The organism is Pseudomonas sp. NPDC086581, assembly GCF_044746165.1.
GTDB lineage: Bacteria > Pseudomonadota > Gammaproteobacteria > Pseudomonadales > Pseudomonadaceae > Pseudomonas.
This window is the reverse complement of the sequence record NZ_JBIVBR010000007.1, coordinates 121,895-145,887: the sequence shown is the minus strand read 5'-3', so window position 1 is coordinate 145,887 and position 23,993 is coordinate 121,895. Positions and strand designations below refer to the sequence as shown.

Genomic DNA, 23,993 nt, shown 5'->3' with positions numbered 1-23,993 from the left:
CATTTCCACACTTCAAGCCTAGCGCCGCTGTCGGTCGCTTCGCGGAGAACCGCTCATGCACTTCGACCTCGCCGACCTGCGGCTTTTCGCGCACATCGCCGAAGCCCCCAGCCTGACCCAGGGCGCCCGCCGCGCCCATCTCTCGGCGGCCGCCGCCAGCGCGCGGATCAAGGCGCTGGAAGGCCAACTCGACTGCCGCCTGCTCTACCGCGACAACCGTGGCGTCGAGCTGACCCCGGCGGGCCAGCGCCTGCTGCAGCACGCGCGCCTGATCCTGCGCCAGGTGGACCACCTGAAAAGCGATTTCAGCGGCCAGGCCGGCGACCAGGTCGGGCACATCCGCATCTTCGCCAACACCACGGCGGTCACCGAATTCCTCCCCGAACTGCTGGCGGACTTCCTCGCCGAGCGCCCCGGCGTCAGCGTCGACCTGCAGGAGCGGCTGAACCGCGACATCGTCCGCGCCATCCTCGACGGGTCGGCGGACCTGGGAATAGTCGCCGGCCCGGTACGCGCAGAAGGCCTGCAGATCGTCCACTTCAGCACCGACCGGCTGGTGCTCGCCGTGGCGCCGGAGCACCCGTTGTGCGCCCTGCCCCGCCTGACCCTGGCCGACACGCTGGACTATCCGCACATCGGTCTGCACGAAGGCAGCACGCTGCAGAGCTTCCTGCGCGAACGGGTGGAGCGCGTGGGCGGCGACCTCAACCTGCGTATCCAGGTGGCCAGCTTCGAAGCCATCTGCCGGATGGTCGAGGCCGGGGTCGGCATCGGCGTGATTCCGGAGACCGCCGCCATCCGCCACAGCCGCACCATGAATCTGCGAATTCTGCCGCTGGACGAGCCCTGGGTGGTGCGCGAACGCAGCGTGCTGCTGCGCGACCGCGAGGCGCTGCCGGCCTGCGCCCGGGCGCTGGTGGACTTGCTGCGCGGCATGCAGGACGTAGGTTCAACTGAGCAGCCCCAGTGACTTCGCGCGGACGATGGCCTGGGTCCGCCGACGCACGCCGAGCTTCACTGTGCAAGGCATGCTCGACCTCGCTCGCCAGCGCCTGACACGCAGGATCTGGCATGCCTCGCGCAACTGCTACAGGCGTGCCCGCTCCGCCAAGACCCAGCAGGCCATGGAGGATGTAGGGGGCGGCGCAGGATCGCGCCAGGCGCACGCCGTTCTCCAGCAGCGCCGCAGGCGCTTCGGCGTCGCCCTGCAGGAGTACCAGTTCGCCATCGAGCAAGGCCTGGCCCCTCGCAGCAATTCGTGCCCTTCGCCGCTGGCCCGCAATCGCTCGGTTCAGGCGTCCAGCGCCTGGGCGACGTCGGCCACGCCATCGAACGGCACGGCAGGCAGCACGGCTCCACCGTGGCGGTTACCGCGACGGATTAGCAGGTGCACCCTACGCCCAGAGGCGCGCAACGCCGGCTACTGACCGGCAACTCAGCCGTCGGTGGAACGGCTGAACGCCTCCCACTGGGTGATCTCGTCCTGCAGTGCCGACAGCTTCTGCCGCACCAGGCCCAGCGCGTCGCTGCCCAGCAGCAGATGCCGTGGCGGCACCGAAGCACCGATAGCCGCCAGCATCGCTTGCGCGGCTTTCTGCGGGTCGCCCAGTTGCTTGCCGCTCTTTTCCTGCCGCGCCTGGCGCAGCGGGTCGAACAGCGCGTCGTAGTCGGCGATGGAGCGCGGGCTGCGCACCATGGAGCGCCCGGCCCAATCGGTGCGGAAAGAACCCGGCGCCACGGCGGTCACCGCGATGCCGAAGCCCTCGACTTCCTTGCCCAGCGCGTCGCTGATGCCCTCCAACGCAAACTTGCTGCCGCAGTAATAGGCGATGCCGGGCATGGTGATGTAGCCGCCCATGGAAGTGATGTTGAGGATGTGGCCACGCCTGCGTTCGCGCATGTGCGGCAGCACGGCCTGGATCATCGCCACGGCGCCGACGACGTTGACCTCGAACTGCCGGCGCATCGCATCCAGCGGCGACTCCTCGAGGATGCCCTCGTGGCCGTAGCCGGCGCTGTTCACCAGCACGTCCAGGGGGCCGACGCTGGCTTCGATTTCCTCGACCACGCCGGGGATGGCGTCAAAGGCGGTCACGTCGAGCAGCCGGCCGAAGCACTGGCCGGGCGCCAATGCTTCGAGATCAGCGCGGGCCTGCTCGGTGCGCACCGTGCCGACTACGCGATGCCCAACGGACAGCGCCTCGCGCGCCAGGGCCAGGCCGAAGCCGCTGTTGGCGCCGGTGATCAGCAGGGTCTTGGGAGATGACATAGGGTGGCTCCATTGCAGGGAAATTGAGTGCACAATACGTGGCCTCAACTCCCTTTCGCAGGCCTGAATCTCTGCCTTTATTGCCTGATTCTATGAATACGCCTGTCGAAGTACCCGGCACCGAACCGGCTCGCATGATCGCCCTGCTGGCAGCACTGGCCCCACAGGAGGGCTACAACTTGACCGCGCTGCCGAGTGTGCGCTTGCTGCGCTCGAATCGCCCGCTCGCGCGCACCCCGGTGCTTTACGACCCCGGTATCGTGATCGTCTGCCAGGGCTGCAAGCGCGGCTATTTCGGCGATGAAATCTACGTCTACGACGAACAGCATTACCTGGCCGTCGCGGTTCCGGTGCCCTTCACCATGGAAACCGACGCCACACCAGAGCGCCCGCTCCTGGCCATCTACCTGCATCTGGACTTCCAGCTTGCCGCCGATCTGATGTTGCAGATCGACCAATCGGGCACGCCGCTGACCGAAGATGCGCCGCGCAGCCTGTTCTCCAGCCCGATGGACCCGGCACTGACGCAGTCGGTGTTGCGTTTCCTCGAAGCCCTGGGCGATCCGCTGGCGGCAACGATCCTCGCGCCAGCGCTGCTGCGCGAGCTGTACTTCCGCGTGCTCACTGGCGCCCAGGGCAATGCCATGCGCGCGGCGCTGGCCATGCGTGGCCGCTTCGGCAACATCGCCAAGGCCCTGCAACGCATTCACACGAGCTACGCGCAGCCCATGGACCTGCCGCAGCTGGCGAGCGAAGCCGGCATGAGCGTTCCGTCCTTCCACAGCCACTTCAAAGCCATTACCCGTACCTCGCCCATGCAGTACCTCAAGTGCACGCGGCTACACCAGGCGCGGCTGCTGATCGTGCGCCAGGGTATGACGGCGCAGGCGGCGAGCTTGGCGGTCGGCTACGCCAGCGCCTCGCAGTTCAACCGCGAGTTCAAGCGTCTGTTCGGCCGCACGCCACTGGCGGAGGCGCAGCGCATGCGGGAGAACTTCGCGATTCCGCCGGTGCAGGAAGCTTCGGCTTACGTTTCGTCTCACTGAAGCGTGAAACATGGGAGAAATTTCATGAATCCACCGCTTCTAGATTATTTATTGCTGAAACAGGATATTTACAGCCACATATCGCCGATTACCTGCCTCAAGTTTCACTTAGACTGCAGGCTCCCCCAGGAGCCCTGCATGAACCCGCTCGACACGCCCACCCGCCCCGAAGGCACGACAGCATGACCTGCGCCCTATCCCTCGAAGCGCTGGCCTACGACCATCAGGATGGCGAGGAAATCCTCCTGCACTGCCACTCGCAGGCGCAGCTGATCCACTCCATCTCCGGCGTGATGCTGGTGGGCGCGGCGCAGAAGAACTGGGTCGTGCCAGCCGGCCACGCGCTGTGGGTGCCGCCGGGCACCGAGCACCAGATCCGCATGTTCGGCAGCGTGCGCATGCGCACCCTGTTCATGCCCGCCTCCACCTGGCCCTGGGGCGGCCAGCATTGCCAGTTGATCGCGGTAACACCGCTGCTGCGCGAGCTGCTGGTTGCGGCCACTGCGGTGCAGGCCGGCGATGGCAGCGAGCACCGCCGCCGCTGCCTGCACGAACTGTTGCTGGTCGAAATGGACGCAGCGCAGACGGTCGGTATCCACCTCGCCATGCCGCGGGACCTGCGCCTGCTGCGCCTGTGCAACGCGGTGATCGCCGCACCGGCGGATGAAACCGGCATGGAGGATTGGGCGCGGCAGCTGAACATGAGCAGCCGCACCCTCGCCCGCCTGTTCCAGCGCGAACTGGGCATGAACTTCGGCGACTGGCGCACCCGCGTGCGCATGGTCCTCAGCCTGCAACGCCTGATCGCCGGCGCCTCGGTGCTGGAGGTTGCGCTGGAGCACGGCTACCAGAGTCCGAGTGCGTTCTCGCAGACCTTCAAGCGCATCCTTGGGCAATCGCCCAGCCACTACCTGGCGGCGCGCGGCTGAGCAGTTTGTCATTTTCGCGAGACAGGTTGTCGGCCTTGCGAGAGAGCCGCACCGGCTGAATCCCTAACCTGCGGAAGTCCGAAACCACGTGACTTCCCGACATGCCCATACCTTCTTCCAACCCGCGACACTCACTGCTCGCGCTCGCTTGCGCCGGCTTGCTGCTGGGCGGCTGCGCGGCGGTCAGCGAACATGAAACGCCGGCGGCCCATTTGCCTGCCAGCGGCGACTGGCAGGCGCTCGCCGCCGCCACCGCCGAGCAGGCACCACCCACCGACTGGTGGCGGTTGTATCAGGACCCACAGCTCGACCAGTTGGTAACCCAGGCACTGCAATACAACCGTGACCTGCAAGCCTCCCTCGCCCATGTCGACGAACTGCTGGCACAGCTTGGCCAGGCTCGGGCCCAGCGCTGGCCGAGCACCACGACGAGCTGGCAGACCTTTTACGGTCGCACCCGCGATGACCAGACCGAGGCCAAAGTCAGCGACAGTCGCGCCGGCTCGCAATGGAACCAGGCGCCGGGGTTCGCCCTGGACTACCAACTCGACCTCTGGGGCCAGGTGCGCCAGTCGATCCTCTCTGCCCAGGCCAATGCTGAAGCCGCGCAGGCAGCCCATGACCAGTTGCTGGTGAACATCGCCGCAGGCACTGCCCGCGCCTACGCCAATGCCTGCGCCTACGCCGCGCGGGCCGCTATCCAGCAGCACTCGGTCTCAACGGTGGAACGCAGCCTCGACCTCACACTCCGCCAGCGCCGCGCCGGCCTGGTCACCGAGCTGGAGGTGGATCGCGTGCGCAGCCTGCTGGAAGAGACACGTGCCCTGCTGCCGCACCTGCAGGCGGAACACCAGGCCGCACTGGAGGAACTCGGCGTGCTCACCGGCAACGGGCCGGAACAACTCCCGGCAGCCGTCAGCGATTGCCAGGACGTACCGCAACTCAGCCGGGCGCTCCCGGTCGGTGATGGCTGGGCACTACTGCAGCGGCGTCCTGACATCCGTGCCGCCGAGCGCACGCTGGCCGCCGCTGGGCACGAAGTTGGCGCACGCCAGGCCGACTTCTACCCGAGCGTCTCCTTCGGCGCGTCGATCAGCTCTTCCGCCCAGCGCCTGCATGACCTCGGCGAACACGAGGCGATCACCTATGCGGTCGGGCCGCTGATCAGCTGGAGCTTCCCCAACCTGTTCACTACCCGAGCCCACCTCGACGGCGCCCAGGCCCACGAACGCCAGCAGCTCGCTCGTTTCCAGCAGCAGGCGCTGGTTGCGCTCAAGGAGGTACGCCAGAGCCTGGCTCGCTACAACGGCGAGAGCCGCCACCGCGACGCGCTGACTGGTGCCCTGGTCAGCAGCCGCAACGCCTACCGCCTGGCACAACTGAACTACCAGGCCGGCGCGCTGGACTTCCTCGATGTGCTCGACAGCGAGCGCGCCATGGTCCGCCTCGAAGCGGACAAGGCCGAGGCCGACCGGCAACTGGTCGAGCGCCAGATCGACCTCTTCCACGCCCTTGGCGGCGGCTGGCAGGAAACGCCGGCCCGGGAACTCGCCGAGTACTCCACCCATTCCACAGGACCCGCCCGATGAACATGGCCGTCGATGAACAACAAGCCAACTCCGCCGAACAGACCAGCAGGATCGAGCGCAAGCGCCGACTGTTGTGGCTGGGCGGCGGCGTGCTCACTTTCGCCGCACTGGGATACAGCATCTATTGGACCGGTGTCGGCCGCTACCTGGAAGAAACCGACGACGCCTATGTACGCGCCGACTGGATCGCCATCAGCCCGAAGCTATCCGGCTATGTCGCCGAGGTGCTGGTGGAGGACAACCAGAGCGTCGCCGCCGGCACTCCGCTGGTGCGCATCGAGGACCGCGACTACCAGGCCCGCATGAAGCAGGCAAGGGCGCGGCAAACCGCAGCCCGGGCTGCCATCGCCGTACAGCAGGCGGCTCTGGTAACGCTGGATGCGCAGCTGAAGGAACAGCAGGCGCTGATCGACCAGGCCGTCGCCGATATCGACAGTGCCCGCGCCGAACGCCAGCGCGCGCAACTGGACTTCCAGCGCTACCGCGATCTGGTAGCCCAGCAGGCCGCCAGCAGCCAGCGACTGGAGAGCGTCACCGCGGACTTCGCCCGCGCGCGCTCGGCACTCAGCCGTGCCGATGCGGCGGCGAGCCGGCAGCGCACCCGCCTGAGCGTGCTCCAGGCCAGTCGCGAACAGGCCGCCGCCCAGTTGCGACAGCAGCAGGCCCACGCCGCCGAAGCGGACGCCAGCCTCGCCCTGGCGCAGCACGAACTGGACGACACGCTGATCCGTGCCCCCATTGCCGGCGTGGTCGGCCAGCGCCGCGTGCGGCAACGCCAGTACGTCACGCCCGGCCTGCCGCTGCTCGCACTGGTACCGGTGGAACAGTCCTACGTGGTGGCCAACTACAAGGAAACCCAGCTGCGCCGGATGCGTCCCGGCCAACCGGTGGAAGTGCGTGTGGACAGTTTCCCCGGTGCCGTGATGCACGGTCGCGTCGAGAGTTTTTCGCCTGGCTCCGGGGCGATCTTTGCCCTGCTGCCGCCGGACAATGCCACCGGCAACTTTACCAAGATCGTCCAGCGCTTCCCGGTGAGGATCGCCCTGGATGGCGGCGCGCGGCAACAGGCGCCGATCCTGCCCGGTATGTCGGTGATCGCCGAAGTCGATACCCGCGACGGCGAGGTGCAACCGCATGACTAGCGCAGCCAGTAACAGCGAAAAGACCTCGTTCAAGGCCTGGGTAGCGGTGATCGGCGGGCTGTTCGGCTGCTTCATGGCCGGCATGAACGTCCACGTCACCAGCGCCGCCCTGCCGGAAATCCAGGGTTCGCTGAGCGCCAGCTTCGAGGAGGGGTCATGGATTTCCACGGCCTATCTGGTCGCCGAGATCGTGATGATCCCGCTGACCGCCTGGCTGGTGGAGGTGTTCTCCCTGCGGCGGGTGATGCTGGTGGGTTCGGCGATTTTCCTGGCGGCCTCGGTGGCGTGCTCGTTCTCCCCCAACCTCGCCACCCTGATTGCTATTCGCGTCATCCAGGGTGCGGCCGGCGCGGTGCTGATCCCGTTGTCGTTCCAGCTGATCATCACTGAGCTTCCGGCCTCGCGGGTGGCCATGGGCATGGCGCTGTTCAGCCTGTCCAACAGCGTCGCCCAGGCCGCCGGCCCGTCCATCGGCGGCTGGCTCACCGATGCCTACAGCTGGCGCTGGATCTTCTACCTGCAGCTGATCCCCGGCGTGCTCCTGCTGGCCGCCGTGGCCTGGGCCATCGAGCCCAAAACCATGCAGTTGGAAAAACTGCGCAATGGCGACTGGCTGGGCATCGCCAGCATGATCGTCGGTCTGGGCGCGGTGCAGATCGTGCTGGAGGAAGGCGGCCGCAAAGACTGGTTCGGTTCCGATTTCATCGTCTGGATGCTGGTCATCGGCGTGATTGCGCTATTGCTGTTCATCTACACACAGTTGTTCGGGCGGCGCTCCTTCATCAATCTGCGTCTGCTGGCCGGCTACAACTTCGGTGTGGCCAGCGCGGCGATGTTCATCTTCGGCGCGGCGACCTTCGGGCTGGTGTTCCTGGTGCCCAACTACCTGTCCCAGCTGCACGGCTACAACGCCCGCGAGATCGGCGTCAGCCTGATCGCCTATGGCCTGGTGCAGTTGCTCCTGGCCCCGCTGATGCCACGCCTGATGCGCTGGCTGAACCCCAAACTGATGGTCGCCAGCGGCTTTGCCATCATGGCGCTGGGCTGCTATCTGGGTGCGCACCTGAACGCCGACAGCGCAGCCAACGTGATCATCCCCTCGACGGTCGTGCGCGGCATCGGCCAGCCTTTCATCATGGTGGCGCTGTCGGTGCTGGCAGTCTCGGGCCTGTCCAAGCAGCAGGCCGGCTCGGCCTCGGCGCTGTTCTCCATGCTGCGCAACCTCGGCGGCGCGGTCGGCACGGCGGCGCTGACACAGATCGTGTCGCAGCGCGAGCGCTTCCACTCCGAACGCATCGGCGAGCAGGTGACACTTTTCTCCCCTGCCCTGCAAGAACGCCTGCAAGGCGAGCCCGCCAGCACCTTCGGGATCAACGAGTGGTTGCCGGCACAGGCCGAATCCTTCGCCCGCCTCGGCGCACATATCCGTCATGAGTCATTACTCATGGCTTATGGAGATGCGTTCTACCTGTCCTTCCTCGCCCTGCTGGCCTGTGCAGTGGCCGCGCTGGCTCTGCGCAGCAACCGCCAGGCCTGATCGTCACTGGATGCCGACGTGAATGCTGTAGTCCACCTTCGTCCCGCGGCGGGCGGTGGCGCGCATCTGGTAGACCTGCACGCTGTAGGTCCCCGAGGCCGGCAATGCACCGCTCCAATCCTGGCCGACGGCGCCGCTGCCCAGGGCGGTGGATTCGCCTGGTTCGTCGCCTGGCGCGTAGAGGTTGAAGTTGGCGTTGTTGCTGCCGCTGACAGCGACTTTCATGTGCTGCCCGGCCTTTGCCGAAAGGGTGTAGAGAACCGTGTCATAGCCCTTGAAACTACCTTTGACGGTGGTGCTGCTCGCGCCCTTGGCGAAGTGCACCGGGACCGTCGTAATGGTATCGGCGGCCAGCGCGAGTGCGGGGCTGGCACTGAGCAGGCAGAACAGCAGCAGGGAGGTTTTCATGGTGATCATCCTGTTTCAGGAGTTGGAAGTCATGAGGCCGCCAGCCAGGTCTGGCCGGCGATGTAAGCGAGGAATTCGTCCAGCGGCATCGCCTTGCCGAACAGCCAGCCCTGGCCGTATTGCACGCCGCGCTGGCGCAGGTACTGCAGTTGCTCGTCGGTCTCGATGCCTTCGGCGACCATCAGCAACTCCAGCTGGCGCGCCATGGCGATGGTGTGATCGGTGACCGGGCACGGCGTGCCGGCCGACAGCGACTGGACGAAGGAGCGGTCGATCTTCAGCAGGTCCAGCGGCAGGCGCCGCAGGTATTGCAGGCTGGAGTAACCGGTGCCGAAGTCGTCCAGGGCAATCGGGTGGCCCGCTTCTCGGCTTTGCGCCAGTGTCCGGTGCGCGGCGTCGATACTCAACAGGCTGCTTTCGGTCACTTCCAGCCAGATAGCCTGGGCTGCAATTCCCACCCGCTGCCGCTCCCGGGTCAGGTGCGGCAGGTAGGCGGCGCTGGCGATGTCCCGCGCTGAGAGGTTGATCGATACATGCTGCAACTGCCCCGAGGCAAGCGTTTCGCCCAGCTCTCGGCACACCGTGGCGATCACCTGGGAGGTGATCGGCTCGATCAGCCCGCTGGTTTCTGCCAGTGGCAGGAAGCGGTCTGGCATCACGACCGAGCCATCCTGGCGGCGCCAGCGCACCAGGGCTTCGGCACCGATGCAGCGGCCATCGCGCAGGTCGAGGATGGGCTGGTAGAAAGCGCTGAACTCACCGTTGGCGACCGCCCGTGTGAGCACCGCCAGGGGCGACAGGCTAGCGCTTACGCGGCGCTCGACTGCCCAGCACCACAACCCGGCGAGCAGCAACCCGAGTGGCGCGAGCATCAGCAGCTCGCGCCAGAGGTCATGGAGCATTTCCTCGCGGCTGACGGCCGCAACCGTCTGCCAGTTGCCGTGGGCAACCCGTGTGTAGATATAGCCATCGCGCAGCGCGGTCTGCGGCTCGCCGTGGATGCGCGTAAGCACCTGGGCGAAACCGGCGGCTGGCTTGCCCAGCCACTGCCCGGTCGGCGTACCCAGGGCCAGGCTGACGCCGGGCGCCAGGGACGTCTCGAGGAAGTGCTCGGGGTCGATCAGCAGGTTGAAGGCCGCGTCCTGCAGCGACAGCATCGGCTTGGCCGGCGCCACGAAGGGCGGCACGTTGACTGATACGCCCAGTCCCTCTCGTGTGCGGAACTCGGCAGGCCAGCGCTGTATCCCGCGGTCGGTCAACCCCCACGAGCTGCAGACGAAGACCTCTTCCTCGACATAACCCACCGCCTTCACCGCCAGCGTGTCGATGGCTACCAGGCGCATCTCTTCGATGCCCTCCACGGAGCACGGCGGTAGCGGCGAACGGTTCAGTTCGCGCAGCGCCGAGGCAGCCTGGGCAAAGGTTTCGTCGGCCCTTTGCGAAGCCAACCGGACCAGGGTTTCCAGGCGTTCGGCGGTGTGCTGCAGGACCAACCTCCAAGCCAGGTAGCTGGTGCCGGCCAGTATCAGGGCAACCCCCAGCACGCTGGCGGCGATGCCGGTCCTGACGATGCGAGCGCGACTCATGATGAGCCTCCAGAGGGCGCACGACGTGCGCCCGAGCGGGGAAGATCGATTACCAGAGGTAGCGGTAACCGAGGGTCAGGGAAAGCGGTTGCTCGATCTCGTGGCCGTTGGCGTAGTGGGCCTCGACTATCAGCTTCTGATGGGCGCTGAGCAGCAGCGAGCCACCGGCACCCAGCTCGGCGCGCGAGCCGGGAAGCTGGTTGTCCAGTGAATGGCCGTTGACCTTCACCGTGCTGTCGCCAGCCAGTTCGTCGATCCACGAAGCGCTGAGGTAGCCCTGCACCTGCGCACCGGAATCCAGCTGCCAGTTGCGCCCGGCGCGGCCGCCGGCTCGGGCCTGCACGGAGTCCACGGCGTCGCCGTCCACCTGCAGATCGTCGCTGCTGGTGTACTGCGGGCCTTGCAGATGGGCCGCGGCCAGTTGCACCTGCGGTTCGACGAACCAGCCCTGGCCCAGTTGCACGGTGCGACCCAGCTCGACGCTGGCGCCGTAGGCGTCGGAGTCGTAGTGGCCGCGGACCTGGCCACCGGTGTTGGTCGGCACCTTCACTTCGCCGCGCAGGTGGTCGTACTTGAGTACCGAGTCCAGGTACCAGCCGTCTTCGCGCACGTAGGTGGCGTAGAGGCCGACGCTGCGGCTGTCGAGGTCGCCGGAGCTGTGCTCGCCGAAGTCCTGGTCGGCATGGCCAGCCCCGAGCATGCCGCCGACGTAGAGGGTGCCGTCAGCCTGTTCGAAGGCGCGGTCGGCGCCGATCTCGGCCCCGCCCAGGCTCTGCTCGAAAGCACGGCTGTCGCCGCTATCGACGTTCAGCTTGCCACCCATGGCGCGGGTCCACAGGCCGCCCTGGTCGTGCCCCTGGCGCAGTTCGCCGAGGCGGCGAGTCAGGGTGCCCAGTTCGCTCTGCCAGAGGTTGGCGGCGGCGCTCTGCATGCCCAATGCGGCGTTGGCGCCCTTGGACAGGCGCTGGGCCTGACTGGCCGGGTGCGATGCCGGGGTCAGTGTGCTCATTGCAATGGACGGGGTACCCGTGGCGACGGCGGGTTGATTCGCCGGTGTCAGCGCCGTCATCGGCAGCGTATCGACCTTGGGCTGGGGCACCAGCTGAGGGCGCATCGAGGGGTTCAGCGCCGTCATGGGAATGCTCGAGCCATTGGGCTGCGGCACGAGTTGCGGGCGCAGCGACGGATTCAACGAAGTCATGGGCACGCTGCTGCCGTTGGGCTGGGGCACCTTCTGCGGTGGTATCGAGGGGTTGAGCGCCGTCATCGGGATGCTGCTGCCATTGGGCTGCGGGACCAACTGCGGGCGCAGCGACGGAGTGAGCGCAATCATCGGCACCACCTGCCCGTTCTGCACCAGGTACCAGTCGTTGCCCTGCTGCTGCAGCCCATAGCGGAAGGCGCCGGCGTCGACGTGGCCGCCCAGCAGGCTGAACTGCCCGGCTCCGCCAGCGGTGCCGACCAGCTTCAGCGGCGCACCCTGCGCGTCCCGGCCGCTGTCGGCCACCAGCAGTTCGTGGCTGCCCTGGGCCTGCCCCAGCACCTGCAACAAGTCACCCTGGGAGGTGGAAAGGTCGGTTTTCATCTGGAAGCGGCCGTTGCCGGTAAGGTCGCCGTTGACCGTCAGCACCTGGTAGCCCGGCCCGCTGAAGAACACCGTGGAATCGCGCAGCTTGAGATTGCCCAGCGATGCGTTACCGGCAAACTCCCAGGTGCTGGTGCCCAGGTCCATGTCCAGCCGGCCACGGGACGGAGCCAGCAGCTGCGTGTTGCCGTGCAGGCTGCTGCCCTCCGCGAGCAGGTCGAACTGGCCGTTGTCCTCGACGCTGGCAAGGGTCGGAGCCTCGACCGTCGCCCCCTGCACGGCCGCGCTCAGCATGCTGCCCGGACGGACCAGGAAGGCACTGCCGGCGACGGCATGCAGGTGCGCGGAGTGGGCATCGACATGGCCCTGGCTGCCGCTGGCGGTTTCGATCAGGTCCTGCTGGCCGGTGAGCGTCGAGTCGGTCAGTTCCAGCTGGCCGATACCCTGCCCTCCGGAGAACAGCACGGTGCTGCCATCAACGTTGGCGGCTTGGCTGTCCTGCAGGCCGATACGGCTGCCGCCGCTGATCTCCAGCGCAGGGGCCTGGACGCCGGCACTCAGCAACTGGGTGCTGTGCAGCTCGATCTGGCTGGAGCGGCCGGCCCAGGCGGCTGCGGACTGGCGCCCCTGGGTGAACACCGAGCCGTCGCTCATGGCGATGGCGGAGCCCTCCCGCGCGCTCAGCGCAGCGGCATGGTCACCCTGCGTGTTCACCGTGCTGCCCTGGCTCAGCAGCACCCGGCTGCCGTTGTTCGCGGAAACGCCGTAGCTGGAACCGCCCTCAGTGAGAATCCGTGTGTCGACCAGCTCCAGCGGGCCACTGGCGCTCAGGCCGACGCCGGCGCTTTCGGCCTTGTGCGTGTGGATCTGCGAGTGGCTGACCAGACCGGGGAGCGCGTCACTTTCCACGAGGATGCCGGTACTGCTGGTCTCGAAGGTTTCGATGCGCGAGTGCTCCACCTGCAGGGCCGAGGCCCCCGACACCTGTATGCCGTAGCTGAGGATGCCGCGCGTCACCAGGCTCGAATCGCTCAGCCGCAGGGAGCTGCTGTCGACGCGGATGGCCGGGCTACGGCCACCCAGCGTCTGCGCATCGAGCGCCGTCGCGTCCAGAACCGCGCCGCCGAGAGCTTGCAGCGCGCCGCCGCTGCCGGCGTTGCGCAGCAGCACATCACGCAGGGAAAAGTCAGTGCCCTGCACGTTGACGGCAGGGCCGTTGCCGGGGATATCGACGCGCGACTGCACCAGCGCGTGGGGTAGCGCGCTGGTGGCGGTGAAGACCTGCGGGGAGTTGAAGTCCACAGCCAGCGCCGGAGAGGCGATGAGCATGGCAATGAACAGTGCCAGCGGTGTGCGGGAAAGGTTGGGACTGCGTGTGAGGGGTTCCATGGCGAGTCACCTTGAGGGGAAGCGGTTGAGGCCATTCTTGGCGTGCCCGCTCAAAGTGAGGATGCGAAAACCAGTCACGATTTGTAGGAAAATGATTACACGAGTGCGATCACCATGCCCTAGAGTGAAGGGCAACCCAGGGGGAACAGATGGCGCGGATACTGATCGCGGACGAACACCCGATGACCCGCTACGCGGTGCGTATGCTGCTGCAGGCGGAGCGCCACAGCGTGGTCGGCGAGGCCTGCAACGGCCTGGAGGCGCTGAGCCTGGCCACCCGCCTCGCGCCGGACCTGCTGATCATCGACATCGACCTGTCGCAGCTCACCGGCCTGGATGTGATCTCGCGCCTGCGCAGCCGGGGCCTGACGCTGCCGATCCTGGGCTACAGCACGCAGGACTCGGAGCACTATGTTGGCCGTTTCCTGCAGGTGGGCGCCTCGGGCTTCGTCAGCAAGCACCAGGACATCGACCGGCTCAAGGAGGCCCTGGCGGTGGTCCTGCGCGGGCACAGCTACTTCCCCGCCGACATGCTCGGCAGCGTGCACCGTGGCAGCGTCCACGAGAACGACGCCGAGCGCGTGGCAGCGCTGTCCAACCGCGAACTGAGCGTGCTCAGCCTGCTCGCCAGCGGCTACAGCAACCAGGAAATCGCCCACGAGCTGACCATCAGCGAGAAATCCGTCAGCACCTACCGCGCACGTATGCGCAGCAAGCTCAACCTGTCCAGCATGCTCGAGCTGATCGACTTCGCGCGCCGCAACCATCTTGCGGCACCGGCAAGCCATACCCATGACGCGGGCGCCGACGGAGGCGAAGCGCCCATGTGGCGCTCCATGGTGGAAAGCCTGCCGGCGGCTTTCTACGTCCGCGATACCGAGGCACGCCTGGTGTACGCCAACCCGGCGCACCTGGAGCTGTACAAAGCAGAGCTGGACGACGTACTCGGCACCCGCACCACCGAGGTGGACTGGTACCAGCCGGGCGACGCACGCAACATGCTGCGCTTCCTGCAAAGGGCCATCAGCGAGGAACAGTCCTTCAACAAGGACATCGAACTCACCGTCCATGGCCAGCGCCGCGTATTGCACCATTGGGGCACGCCCTACCGCGACGGCGACGGCAACCTGCTCGGAATGATCTGCTGCAGCACCGATATCACCGAGCGCTACGACCAGCTCAACGAACAGCGCAGCCGCGCCGAAGCCAGCGAACTGGCGCACCAGCAACTGACCGACCTGTTCACCAGCGCGACGACGCATCTCAACGAGCGTATCGAAGCGCTAGCCCACACCCTCGCGCAGCCCGGCGCCACAGACCTTGACCAGGCCCTGGCGATACTCGAAGAGCTGCGGGTTCACGGCGCCTCGCTCAAGCGCGCGCTCATCGCCCAGGACGAAGTCCCCCTGCTGCCGACGCGGCTGGACGAGCTTGCCGCCGAGGTCCTCGACGTTCTGCACGCACCGGCCGACCAGAAACAGCTGCCGCTGAAACTTGAGGCCGACAGTCGCTCGCGCAAGTCCCTGCTGGTCGACGCCAAGTCTCTGCGCGAAGCCTTGCGCCACCTGGGTCTGTACGTGATCGACCTGACCGACGAAGGCAGCGTCCAGCTGCGCATCGCCGCCAGCCCGAAGCAGCAGCAGATGGGCGTGCGCATCACAGTCGAAGGCCTGCCAGGCAGCAAGCGCAGCGAAATGCGCGCATATTCCCTCTCCGAACTGACCCGCGACTACCCCGCGCGCAACCCGGCCCGCAACAGCCTGAGCCTGAACATCGCTCAACACCTGATCAACAGCATCGGCGGCGAGCTGCAGGTTACCCACCTGCCGGGGCAAGGTTGCTGCGCCACCGTGCATCTGCTGCTTTCGCGCCAGGGCGACCATTCGTAGCTTCGACTGAACCTGCGCGCGCTCCGCTGGCTCCCAGCTTCAGGGCGTGGCCTGTGCGCCCGTTCCGCACAACCGGATTGGGAGACCTGAAATGAATCAGCAGAATGTCGGCAACTGGGAGCGCGCATTGTCGGTCGCCATCGGCCTTGCCGCGATTGGCAAAGGCGTGCGCCGTGGCGGCCTGACCGGCTGGCTGGAAGTCGCGGCGGCCGTGCTGGTGGTAAAGCGCGGGCTGACCGGGCACTGCAATGTCAAAGAAGTCTTCAGCGGCCTGGGGCAGGCTGCCGTTTCCGAGGTGCATCCGTTGCCCGAGCCGTCCCCGCGCCGGCGCCCTGCCCGGCCCGCAAGGCGTTGACGGAGCGTCACCACGCCATTCGCCGGCCGGCTATAGTCAGGGGCTCCGTCGCACAGGAACTGTTCATTCAAACGGAACGCGGCGACGGATCCTGTGTTCATAATCACAACTGCCCTTCGCCCGACCCTTGCGGCCTACGACGACATGGAACAGCTCTCCGAAATCGCCGCCGAACCGGCGGCTCTCGAAGTCACCGGTGCCTTCGCACGCAACGGCGGCCAGCCTCATCAGGACGTCGCCACGCTGATCCGCCTGCGCGATTGGAGCGACTCGCCGCTGGGCGACCCTGACGGCTGGTCCGCCAGCCTCAAGACCCTGATGAGCACGGTGCTGCCGGTGAAGGCACAGATTGTGCTGTTCTGGGGTCCACACTATGTCGCTCTGTACAACGACGCCTATGCACCCAGCATCGGCGGCAAACATCCCCGCGCCCTTGGCCGCCCCGCTATCGAGAACTGGACCGAGCTGTGGGACGACCTCGAACCGCTGCTGCGCGGCGTGCGTGAGACCGGCGAGACCTTCTCGGCGAAGGACCGGCCTTTCTATATAGAGCGCTTCGGTACCGGTGAAACCGTGTACTTCGATGTTTCCTACTCCGCGGTGCAAGACGACGATGGCTCCATCGGCGGCGTGTTGTGCATCGTCACCGAAACTACCGAGCGCGTGCAGTTCGAACGTCGACAGGCCTTCCTGCTGGAGCTTGGCCGCACCCTGCCGGCCATTGCCGAGCCCGAGCAGATCGAAGCCCTCGCCGTGCGCAAGCTGGGTGAGGTGCTGGGCGCTGCACGGGTGTTCTTCGGCGAGGACAACGGCGATGGCGTCACCTTCAATGTCACCCGCGAATATCTCCATGCGACCCAAAGCGCCGTGGGCCGCCACCGTTACCGCGACTTCGGTGGCGAGCTGTTGCGCTCGCTGCAGGCCGGTCTTCCGGTTGCCCGGCACTATCGCAACCAGGACGGCAACCTCCCCGCCAGTGAAGCGCAGGCCTGCCGCGACCTCTGCCTTGCCGCAACGCTGCATGTGCCGGTGATCCGCCACGGCGTGCTGGAGGCGGTACTGGCGATCCATCACGAGCGCCCGCACAGCTATGCCGAGTTCGAGCTGCGCCTGGCCGAGGAAACTGCCAAGCAAGCCTGGACCGCCATCCTCCATGCCCGCGCGGAAACTGCGCTACACCAAAGCTCCGCGCAACTCTCGGCGATGTTCGAGCAGGCCAGCGCCGGTATCGCGCTGTGCGATCGGGACGGCTATTTCACCCGCGCCAACGAGCGCTACTGCGAGATCGTCGGGCGCTCCCGCGAGGACCTGCTGCGCACCAACCTGGAGGAGATTGGCGAGCTGTCGCTGGCCGAAGTGCTGACCGGAACACCCGCGCCAAAGGAGAAGGTCCACCGCCACCTGCGCCCCGACGGTAGCGAAGTCTGGGTGCAGGACCAGCTGACGCCGCTGCTCGACGAACAATTGGCGGTTACCGGGATGCTCTGCGTCTGCGTCGATATCAGTGCGCGCATCCATGCCGAAAACGAGCTGCGTCGGCTCAATGAAGGCCTGGAAGAGCGCGTGGCCTCGATGGTCGCCCAGCGTGAGTCGGCCCTCGCGCAACTGCACGAAGCGCGCAAGATGGAAATGATCGGCCAGCTCACCGGCGGCATCGCCCATGACTTCAACAACCTGCTGACACCGATCATGGCCTCCCTGGAACTGGTGCGCCGGCGCCTGGATGACGAGCGCTCCACCACCCTGATCGATGGTGCGCTGCAGGCCGCAGACCGCGCGCGCATCCTCGTCGGCCGCCTGTTGACCTTCGCCCGCAGGCAGACCCTCAAGCCCCAGGCGGTATCGCTGCGGGAACTGGTCAGTGACATGCGGGACCTGATCGCCCGCTCGCTGGGCAGCATGATCGAAGTGGTCATCGCCGTGCCCGAGGGCCTGCCGGCCGTGATAGTCGACCCGCACCAACTGGAGCTGGCGATCCTCAACCTGGCAGTGAACGCGCGCGACGCCATGAGCGATGGCGGCCAACTGAAGATCGGCGGCAAGCTCAGCGACATTGCCGAGGGCCAGGTCGAAGGCCTTTGCGCCGGGCGCTACGTCGGCCTGGTCGTTAGTGACAACGGCAACGGCATGAGCGCGCAGACGCTGGCACGCTGCCTGGAACCGTTCTTCTCCACCAAGGGTGTCGGCAAGGGCACGGGGCTAGGGCTTTCCATGGTGCAGGGGCTGGCAGCGCAATCCGGCGGCGGCCTGGCCATTGCCTCGCGGGAAGGCAGCGGAACCCAGGTGACGGTGTGGCTGCCGATCACCGACGAACTGATCGGCAGCGAAAATGTCGATGCCTTCGATGCCCCGGTGGCACCCCGGCCGATCCATGTACTGCTGGTGGATGACGAGGACATGGTGCGCTACACCACGCGCCTGCAATTGCGCGACCTGGGCTACCAGGTCACCGACGCGCCCTCGGCCGCAGCGGCCCTGGCACTGATCGACAACGGCCTGCTGCCGGATGTGCTGGTCACCGACCACATCATGGCCGACCGAACCGGCGCGCAACTGGCCCAGGACCTGCGCCGGCGCTTCCCCGAACTGCCGGTGCTGATCATCACCGGCTATGCCAACCTGACCCCGAGCCAGATCCGTGGCTACGAGGTGCTGTCCAAGCCCTTCCGCCGAGCAGAACTCGCCGCGCGCCTGCTGCAACTGGTGAGCGCTGGCTGAGAATGCGCGGCAGGCGACCCCTTCCAGCGCCGTGATGCGGCCCCGCGGCGCACAGGGCCGCGCCGTTCGCGGGCATTGCCCACTCCTGCAGGGAGCCGCTGCTGCCGCGCCCATAAAAAAGGCCGCCCGAAGGCGGCCTGAAAGTGCGGCGACGCCGCACACTGTGAAGCCTTACTGCTTGGCGGCCCAGGCGTTGAAGCGCTGCTCCAGCTGCTCGCCATGGTCGGCCCAGAAGGCTGCGTTCATCGCCACCTGACCGGCCAGGTTGGCCTCGTCGGTGGGCATGTTGGGGCGGCGGGCGGCATCCACCAGCGGAACCGCGGCGCGGTTCACCGGGCCGTAGGCGATCTGCTGCGCGTAGTTCTTCTGCTGTTCGGTCTGCAGCACGTACTGGATGAAGCGCAGGCCTTCCTCGGTGTTCTTCGCGCCCTTGGGAATGGCGAAGGCGTCCATGTCGTAGATGCCGCCGTTCCACACCACGCGCAGCTGGCTTTCATCCTGCACGGCGGCGATCCGGCCGTTGTAGGCAGAGCTCATCACCACGTCGCCGGAAGCCAGGTACTGCGGCGGCTGGGCGCCGGCTTCCCACCACTGGATGCTCGGCTTGATCTGGTCGAGCTTCCTGAAGGCGCGATCCTGGCCTTCCTTCGTCCCGAGCACGGCGTAGACGTCCTTCGGCGCCACGCCGTCGGCCATCAGGGCGAACTCCAGGGTGTACATCGCGCCCTTGCGCAGGCCGCGCTTGCCGGGGAATTTCTGCGTGTCCCAGAAATCCGCCCAGCCGGTTGGCGCGCTCTTGAGCTTGTCGGCGTTGTAGGCCAGCACCGTGGACCAGACGAAGAAGCCCACGCCGCACGGCTGTACCGCGCCGTCCAGCAGCTCCGGGGCAAGCTTGGCGATGCCCGGCTGCTCGCCGATTTCCTGCAGCAGGCCCTCGTCGCAGGCCCGCGCCAGTTCCGGCATTTCCATCTCCACCACGTCCCAGGAGACGCTACCGGTATCGACCTGCACCTTGACCTTGGCCATCTCGCCGTTGAACTCGTCGGCGATCAGGCGGCTGCCACTCTGCTGCATGTAGGGTTGGTAGAAGGCCTTGACCTGGGCAGCCTTGTTGGCGCCTCCGTGGGAGACCACGGTGAGGTCGGCGAAGGCAGGGAAAGTCGCCGCGCAACCCAGGGCGCAGGCGATGGAGGAACTCAGGATATTGTTCATTGTTATGGTCTCCGGTGAGTAGACGGCCCGCCTCGCGGCAGACGGCGCCATCCGAGGCCTCCAAGGGCTCGCATGGCGCACTGCCAGCTAGTCTTGGGGCCGCCGCCGAGCTCCACAATCAGACGGAACTACAATTCTGAAGGCCCTGCTCGTATCCCGGTACGAAGCCCGCAAGGTTCGCTCAGGCCAGGCGCGACAGGCCCTCGCGCTTGGTGGCATGCTTGCCGCCCGATCGATAGCCACTCATGCCCGCGGACTCGCCATGCCTTTCCATATCCAGGACATCCTCGACAACGCCTCCCTGCGCACCCGCCTGCTCGGCGGCAGCGAAGGCATCGGACGGCGCCTTCGCTGGGCGCACGTCTGCGAACTGGCGGACCCGACCGAATGGCTGGGCGAAGGCGACCTGCTGATGACCACCGGCATCGGCATTCCCGCCCAGTCCCAGGCGCAACGGGATTACCTGCGACGGTTGGCCGGGGCACGCATCTCGGGGCTGATGATCGGCGAGAACATGCAAGCCCCGGCGGATATCCAGGCCCTGCAGGACGAAGCCTGCCAACTGGGTTTCCCGCTGCTGATGACCGATTACGCGGTGCCCTTCTCCGCCGTGACCCGCGCCATCGTCGACGCCAGCAAGCAGGAAGAGCACGAACGCCGCAGCGCAGTGACGCGTATCTATGAAAGCGCCCGCATCGGCCTGCGCGGTCTCGGCCTCTCCGGGCTGTTGCGCCGGCTGTGCAGCGACGTGCGCGCGCAGCTCTATCTGTTCGACTCGGCCACCCTGCGCCCCTGGCAGGATAGCCTGCCGCCGCTGCCGGCCAGCTGGCGGGCAACCCTCACCCAGCGCCGCTCGGTGCCGGACACCGTGACCCGCTGCAGCAATGGCGAACAGGAAGCGCTGGTGATGCCGCTGCCGTCGCTGACCACCTGCGAAATTCTCGCCACGGGCGGCGAGCTGCTCGACTACGGCCTGCTGCATCACATCGTGGCGGTGCTGGGTATCGAGCTGGAGCGCGCCCAGGTCGAGCACGAGCGCATGCTGCGCCTGGGTTCTGAATTGCTGGACGACCTGCTGCAGCAGCGCCTCACCGAGCGCGCCGCGCAGGAGCGTCTGACGCAGCTGAACTGCCCGGTGGATGCCGCCTGCCTGGCGCTGGCACGCGCTACGGGCGAGTTGCCGCAACACTGGCAGCAGCGTCTTCAACGACTGGGAATGGGCCTGTTGGTGCGCCATCAGGGCAATGAATTGATCCTGCTGCTGAGCAATCCGGCGCAGGCCGAAACGCTGCAGGCCGAGCTGGACTGCACTCTTGGCCACAGCAATCCGCTGGGCCAAGCACTACGCGCGGTAGAGGCATTACGCGAGGCGCGTCTCGCGCTTGCCCATGCCAACCGCCAGCGGCCGCTGGTGGCCTATGCCGATGCCCAGGGCGAGCAGTCCTGGCTGCCGGCAAGCCTGGAGGAAGCACGGCGCGTGCATCGCCGGGTGCTCGGTGCGCGGGCGGATTACGACGCGCAACAGGGTGGCCAGTTGCAGCACACCCTGCGCGTCTTCCTCGAGCAGAACCGTTCCTGGCAGAAGGCCGCGCAACTGCTCAACGTGCACAAGCAGACGCTGGTCTATCGCATCCGCCGCATCGAGGAAATCACCGAGCGCTCGCTGGATTGCACCGAGGACGTGGCCGTCCTCTGGATCGCGCTGCGCTCGGCCGACATAGCAGGGATCAAGGAATGATCACGAAGCTCTTGCGCACGGTTTCGCGGATGTCCCAGGTGCCCTGACAGTTCGCCGGGAACAGCACGGCGTCGCCGGCGCGCAGTTCGATTGGCTCGCCGTCGTCCGGAATGAACAGGCAGTGGCCGCTGACGAAGTGGCTGAATTCCCGCGACAGCACCTGGCGCCGCCAGCGGCCGGGCGTGCATTCCCAGACGCCGGTGAGCAGACCGCCCTCGCCTTCCTCGGCGTGGGTCGCGGCGCTGGATACCGGAGTGCCCAGGGGTTCCTTCACCGGTTGCGGCACCGGCAGTTCGAGTCCGGCGGTGCCGGTGAGCAGGATCGGTTGGGGCATGGTTTTTCTCCTAGAGGTCCTTGTCTTCAAGCCCCGCCGGGGCGAAGCCGGCCAGGGTACGGTCGAACCAACTGCCTTTGCGGCTCTGCGCCTCGGCCTGTTCCTTACGTTGCACCGCGCCGCGAACCATCAGGCCGCCGACGTAGCGCACCGGTTCGAGCGGGAAGCGCTTGGGCTGCCGGCCGACCAGGCCGCAACGGCTCCATTCGTCATCGATGCCCAGCGCCAGGCTGGCGAGGATGCGCCCGCCCAGGCGGCTCGGGCCGACGCCGTTGCCGCTCCAGCCGATGCCGTAGACGATGTGCGGCGCGTCCTCCAGGTGTCCGAACACCGGCAGGCTGTCGTAAGTACGGTCGATGGGCCCGGACCAGCTGTGGGTCACCGGCACGTCGTCCAGTTGCGGGTAGGTGCGGCGCAGGTCCTGCTCGGTGTCTTCGCTGAGCTGCGGGTTGTGGTCGTAGTTCTCGTCGATACGACTGGCGAAGCTGATCATCCCGGTGCCCTTGCCGAAGGCAATGCGGCCGTCCTGCGTGGTGCGGTAGTAGTCGACCATCAGCTGCGAATCGGTGATGGCTTCGCCACCGGTCCAGCCGATCTGCTCCAGGCGCTCGGGGATCGGCGCGGTGGCGACCACGGTGCTGGTCACCGGCAGGATGGTACGGCGCAGTTCGGGAATCGCCGCTGCCCAGGCGTTGGTCGCCATCACCACCTTCGGTGCGCGCAGCTCGCCGCCGGGGGTACGGATCACCGCTGGCCGGCCGCGATCCAGGCTGACCATCGGAGTGTTCTCGAGGATGCGCACGCCCTTCTCCAGCGCCACCCGACGCAGGCCGCGCACCAGGCGGGCCGGCTGTACGGTGGCGTTGCTAGCTTCGAGCACGCCTTCGAGGTGCTTCGCGGAGCCCGCGCGGCGCGCCACTTCGCTGTCGGAGAGTGACTGGAACACCGGCTCGCCGAGGCGCTCGCAGGTCTGCTGCACGCCCTTCCAGGCACCGCGCTGGGCGGCGGTGGTGGCAGTCCACAACCAGCCGGCACGGCGGAAGTGCGCGTCGATGTCGTGGGCCTTGCAGAAATCCTCGATCTCACCGATGGCCGCCGCCGAGGCACGGGCCAGGCGCAGTGCCTCGTCCTTGCCGCACTGGGCGGCCAGCGAACTGATCTTCGGCCACCACGACATGACGAAGCCGCCATTGCGCCCAGAGGCGCCGCCGCCGCAGATATCGCGCTCGATGATGGCGATACGGCAGTCAGGCTTGAGCTCGAGCAGGCGCAGCGCAGTCCAGAGGCCGACGAAGCCGCCGCCGACGATGGCCACGTCGACGTCGAGCGGGCCTTCCAGTGCAGGCAGCGGAGTGAGCTCGGAGGCGATTTCCTCCAGCCACAGGGAACGTTTCATGTGCGGATTCCAGGTTGAACGGTAGTGGCGCCACTGTCCTGCCTCAGGCCAGTGGCGAACAATCGTCCGTTCCATGCAATCCGGGGAAAGGCCTCATACGAAGATATGAAGCCGGTGCGCTCCTGCCGGGGAAATCAGGCCTTGGGCTTCTTCGGCGCCAGCCCCGGCTTGGCGAACTTCACGATCAGCCAGTTCTCCGACTTGCCGTGTTTCACCGTGACTTCGGCCACGCGAATGCTGGCCGGCACGGTGGCCAGTACCTGGCGGGCGTCGAGGCCCGGCTTGATGTACTTGTCGAGCTGTTCGTAGAGGCGGTAGCTGATCATCCCATTGCGCAGCGCATGGGTCTCGAAGTCGCCGATGGCCTTGGCGTCGGCCTCGGTGCGGTTCGGGTTGAGGGTGTGCGCCAGGACGTCGACCACGTTCTTGTCGTCGGCGATGGCCACCAGCATGAAGCGCTTGGCCACCTCCTGCAGCACGCGCCGGTAGGCGGCGTCGTTGTATTCGCTATAGAGCACCGCTTCGACCAGTTTCTGCTTGTCGAAGGTCAGCGCCAGGCGGAAGCGCGTGCCAGCGTAGTCCACGCCATCCTTGCAGCGTGCGGTGACGCCCATCGGCTGCAGGCATTCGACGAAACCCTGCTGCTTGCCGAAGCCTTTCTGCGCCGCACCGTAGTTGTACTTGCCGAACAGCGGATCAGCCGCCGACGCCATGCCCGCCACGCACATCAACAGTGCGCCCATTGCCCATCTGCCCATTACCAACTCGTCTCAGGAAATGCAAAGGACGCGAGGATAGAGGATTCGCAGCCTTTATGGTCCCCCGATGCCGATGATCGGCCACAGAGACATGCGGGTTCGCGAGCAAGCTC

Annotated in this window: 18 protein-coding genes; 10 read left to right on the top strand and 8 right to left on the bottom strand. The window is 66.8% G+C overall.

Annotated elements, in window-relative coordinates; genetic code table 11:
• Positions 1–55: 55 nt before the first annotated feature.
• Positions 56–970, top strand: a complete 915-nt coding sequence (locus ACIPK7_RS15740) for a LysR substrate-binding domain-containing protein (protein ID WP_401088764.1) — start codon at positions 56–58, stop codon at positions 968–970.
• A 465-nt stretch (positions 971–1,435) separates the two neighbouring features.
• On the opposite strand, the gene ACIPK7_RS15735 is transcribed toward ACIPK7_RS15740, so the two are convergent.
• On the bottom strand, positions 1,436–2,269 hold the full coding sequence (locus tag ACIPK7_RS15735; protein WP_401088762.1) for an oxidoreductase: 834 nt from the start codon (positions 2,267–2,269) through the stop codon (positions 1,436–1,438).
• 92 nt (positions 2,270–2,361) lie between these two features.
• On the opposite strand from ACIPK7_RS15735, the gene ACIPK7_RS15730 reads away from it, so the two are divergent.
• The 5 genes from ACIPK7_RS15730 (at position 2,362) to ACIPK7_RS15710 (ending at position 8,512) form a co-directional block, all read left to right on the top strand.
• Positions 2,362–3,315 (top strand): AraC family transcriptional regulator N-terminal domain-containing protein, encoded by a 954-nt coding sequence (locus ACIPK7_RS15730; protein WP_401088760.1) that lies wholly within the window; start codon positions 2,362–2,364, stop codon positions 3,313–3,315.
• A 182-nt stretch (positions 3,316–3,497) separates the two neighbouring features.
• A complete protein-coding gene (locus ACIPK7_RS15725; RefSeq protein WP_192432679.1) occupies positions 3,498–4,244 on the top strand; it encodes a helix-turn-helix transcriptional regulator in 747 nt (248 codons plus the stop codon).
• A gap of 101 nt (positions 4,245–4,345) precedes the next feature.
• Positions 4,346–5,833: an efflux transporter outer membrane subunit gene (locus ACIPK7_RS15720; RefSeq protein ID WP_401088758.1), complete on the top strand. Its 1,488-nt coding sequence runs from the start codon at positions 4,346–4,348 to the stop codon at positions 5,831–5,833.
• Positions 5,830–6,975 carry an HlyD family secretion protein gene (locus ACIPK7_RS15715; protein WP_401088756.1) on the top strand — a complete coding sequence of 382 codons (1,146 nt, stop codon included), beginning with the start codon at positions 5,830–5,832 and terminating at the stop codon, positions 6,973–6,975. Before ACIPK7_RS15720 ends, ACIPK7_RS15715 begins: the two co-directional genes overlap by 4 nt.
• Positions 6,968–8,512, top strand: coding sequence for an MDR family MFS transporter (locus tag ACIPK7_RS15710; RefSeq protein ID WP_401088755.1), 1,545 nt, complete (start codon positions 6,968–6,970; stop codon positions 8,510–8,512). Before ACIPK7_RS15715 ends, ACIPK7_RS15710 begins: the two co-directional genes overlap by 8 nt.
• Positions 8,513–8,515: 3 nt before the next feature.
• Here the strand turns inward: ACIPK7_RS15710 and ACIPK7_RS15705 are convergent, their stop codons facing one another.
• From ACIPK7_RS15705 to ACIPK7_RS15695, 3 genes are read right to left on the bottom strand one after another with little or no spacing between them, the layout of a single operon-like run.
• The gene (locus ACIPK7_RS15705; RefSeq protein ID WP_192432683.1) at positions 8,516–8,920 is read right to left on the bottom strand and encodes a g-type lysozyme inhibitor; all 405 of its coding nucleotides are present in this window, start codon (positions 8,918–8,920) and stop codon (positions 8,516–8,518) included.
• A gap of 29 nt (positions 8,921–8,949) precedes the next feature.
• Positions 8,950–10,506, bottom strand: a complete 1,557-nt coding sequence (locus tag ACIPK7_RS15700; protein WP_401088753.1) for an EAL domain-containing protein — start codon at positions 10,504–10,506, stop codon at positions 8,950–8,952.
• A 49-nt stretch (positions 10,507–10,555) separates the two neighbouring features.
• Complete coding sequence (locus ACIPK7_RS15695; protein ID WP_401088751.1) at positions 10,556–13,480, bottom strand: autotransporter outer membrane beta-barrel domain-containing protein; 2,925 nt, start codon at positions 13,478–13,480, stop codon at positions 10,556–10,558.
• A gap of 149 nt (positions 13,481–13,629) precedes the next feature.
• Here ACIPK7_RS15695 and ACIPK7_RS15690 point away from each other — a divergent pair, with 149 nt between their 5' ends.
• From ACIPK7_RS15690 to ACIPK7_RS15680, 3 genes are all read left to right on the top strand, one after another.
• Positions 13,630–15,369: a response regulator gene (locus ACIPK7_RS15690; protein WP_401088749.1), complete on the top strand. Its 1,740-nt coding sequence runs from the start codon at positions 13,630–13,632 to the stop codon at positions 15,367–15,369.
• Positions 15,370–15,460: 91 nt separating this feature from the next.
• Positions 15,461–15,724 (top strand): DUF2892 domain-containing protein, encoded by a 264-nt coding sequence (locus ACIPK7_RS15685; RefSeq protein WP_401088747.1) that lies wholly within the window; start codon positions 15,461–15,463, stop codon positions 15,722–15,724.
• 144 nt (positions 15,725–15,868) lie between these two features.
• Positions 15,869–18,442 carry a PAS domain-containing protein gene (locus ACIPK7_RS15680; RefSeq protein WP_401088745.1) on the top strand — a complete coding sequence of 858 codons (2,574 nt, stop codon included), beginning with the start codon at positions 15,869–15,871 and terminating at the stop codon, positions 18,440–18,442.
• Positions 18,443–18,613: 171 nt separating this feature from the next.
• Here ACIPK7_RS15680 and ACIPK7_RS15675 read toward each other — a convergent pair whose 3' ends face one another.
• Entirely contained in the window at positions 18,614–19,654 is a 1,041-nt protein-coding gene (locus tag ACIPK7_RS15675; RefSeq protein ID WP_192432689.1) for an ABC transporter substrate-binding protein, read from the bottom strand.
• A 262-nt stretch (positions 19,655–19,916) separates the two neighbouring features.
• Here ACIPK7_RS15675 and ACIPK7_RS15670 point away from each other — a divergent pair, with 262 nt between their 5' ends.
• A complete protein-coding gene (locus ACIPK7_RS15670) occupies positions 19,917–21,392 on the top strand; it encodes a PucR family transcriptional regulator (RefSeq protein ID WP_401088743.1) in 1,476 nt (491 codons plus the stop codon).
• Here the strand turns inward: ACIPK7_RS15670 and ACIPK7_RS15665 are convergent.
• From ACIPK7_RS15665 to ACIPK7_RS15655, 3 genes are all read right to left on the bottom strand, one after another.
• A complete protein-coding gene (locus ACIPK7_RS15665) occupies positions 21,382–21,726 on the bottom strand; it encodes a cupin domain-containing protein (RefSeq protein WP_192432691.1) in 345 nt (114 codons plus the stop codon). The genes ACIPK7_RS15670 and ACIPK7_RS15665 overlap by 11 nt on opposite strands.
• A 10-nt stretch (positions 21,727–21,736) precedes the next feature.
• Entirely contained in the window at positions 21,737–23,122 is a 1,386-nt protein-coding gene (locus ACIPK7_RS15660) for an NAD(P)/FAD-dependent oxidoreductase (RefSeq protein ID WP_401088741.1), read from the bottom strand.
• A gap of 134 nt (positions 23,123–23,256) precedes the next feature.
• Positions 23,257–23,880 (bottom strand): hypothetical protein, encoded by a 624-nt coding sequence (locus tag ACIPK7_RS15655; protein ID WP_192432693.1) that lies wholly within the window; start codon positions 23,878–23,880, stop codon positions 23,257–23,259.
• Positions 23,881–23,993: the final 113 nt, after the last annotated feature.

Excerpts from the sequence above, each read along its gene's own strand:
- ACIPK7_RS15655 (WP_192432693.1), bottom strand. The coding sequence starts at position 23,880 with ATGGGCAGATGGGCAATGGGCGCACTGTTGATGTGCGTGGCGGGCATG.
- ACIPK7_RS15730 (WP_401088760.1), top strand. The coding sequence starts at position 2,362 with ATGAATACGCCTGTCGAAGTACCCGGCACCGAACCGGCTCGCATGATC.
- ACIPK7_RS15690 (WP_401088749.1), top strand. The coding sequence starts at position 13,630 with ATGGCGCGGATACTGATCGCGGACGAACACCCGATGACCCGCTACGCG.
- ACIPK7_RS15715 (WP_401088756.1), top strand. The coding sequence starts at position 5,830 with ATGAACATGGCCGTCGATGAACAACAAGCCAACTCCGCCGAACAGACC.
- ACIPK7_RS15680 (WP_401088745.1), top strand. The coding sequence starts at position 15,869 with ATGGAACAGCTCTCCGAAATCGCCGCCGAACCGGCGGCTCTCGAAGTC.
- ACIPK7_RS15685 (WP_401088747.1), top strand. The coding sequence starts at position 15,461 with ATGAATCAGCAGAATGTCGGCAACTGGGAGCGCGCATTGTCGGTCGCC.
- ACIPK7_RS15720 (WP_401088758.1), top strand. The coding sequence starts at position 4,346 with ATGCCCATACCTTCTTCCAACCCGCGACACTCACTGCTCGCGCTCGCT.
- ACIPK7_RS15695 (WP_401088751.1), bottom strand. The coding sequence starts at position 13,480 with ATGGAACCCCTCACACGCAGTCCCAACCTTTCCCGCACACCGCTGGCA.
- ACIPK7_RS15740 (WP_401088764.1), top strand. The coding sequence starts at position 56 with ATGCACTTCGACCTCGCCGACCTGCGGCTTTTCGCGCACATCGCCGAA.
- ACIPK7_RS15670 (WP_401088743.1), top strand. The coding sequence starts at position 19,917 with ATGCCTTTCCATATCCAGGACATCCTCGACAACGCCTCCCTGCGCACC.
- ACIPK7_RS15705 (WP_192432683.1), bottom strand. The coding sequence starts at position 8,920 with ATGAAAACCTCCCTGCTGCTGTTCTGCCTGCTCAGTGCCAGCCCCGCA.
- ACIPK7_RS15710 (WP_401088755.1), top strand. The coding sequence starts at position 6,968 with ATGACTAGCGCAGCCAGTAACAGCGAAAAGACCTCGTTCAAGGCCTGG.
- ACIPK7_RS15735 (WP_401088762.1), bottom strand. The coding sequence starts at position 2,269 with ATGTCATCTCCCAAGACCCTGCTGATCACCGGCGCCAACAGCGGCTTC.
- ACIPK7_RS15700 (WP_401088753.1), bottom strand. The coding sequence starts at position 10,506 with ATGAGTCGCGCTCGCATCGTCAGGACCGGCATCGCCGCCAGCGTGCTG.
- ACIPK7_RS15725 (WP_192432679.1), top strand. The coding sequence starts at position 3,498 with ATGACCTGCGCCCTATCCCTCGAAGCGCTGGCCTACGACCATCAGGAT.
- ACIPK7_RS15660 (WP_401088741.1), bottom strand. The coding sequence starts at position 23,122 with ATGAAACGTTCCCTGTGGCTGGAGGAAATCGCCTCCGAGCTCACTCCG.
- ACIPK7_RS15675 (WP_192432689.1), bottom strand. The coding sequence starts at position 19,654 with ATGAACAATATCCTGAGTTCCTCCATCGCCTGCGCCCTGGGTTGCGCG.
- ACIPK7_RS15665 (WP_192432691.1), bottom strand. The coding sequence starts at position 21,726 with ATGCCCCAACCGATCCTGCTCACCGGCACCGCCGGACTCGAACTGCCG.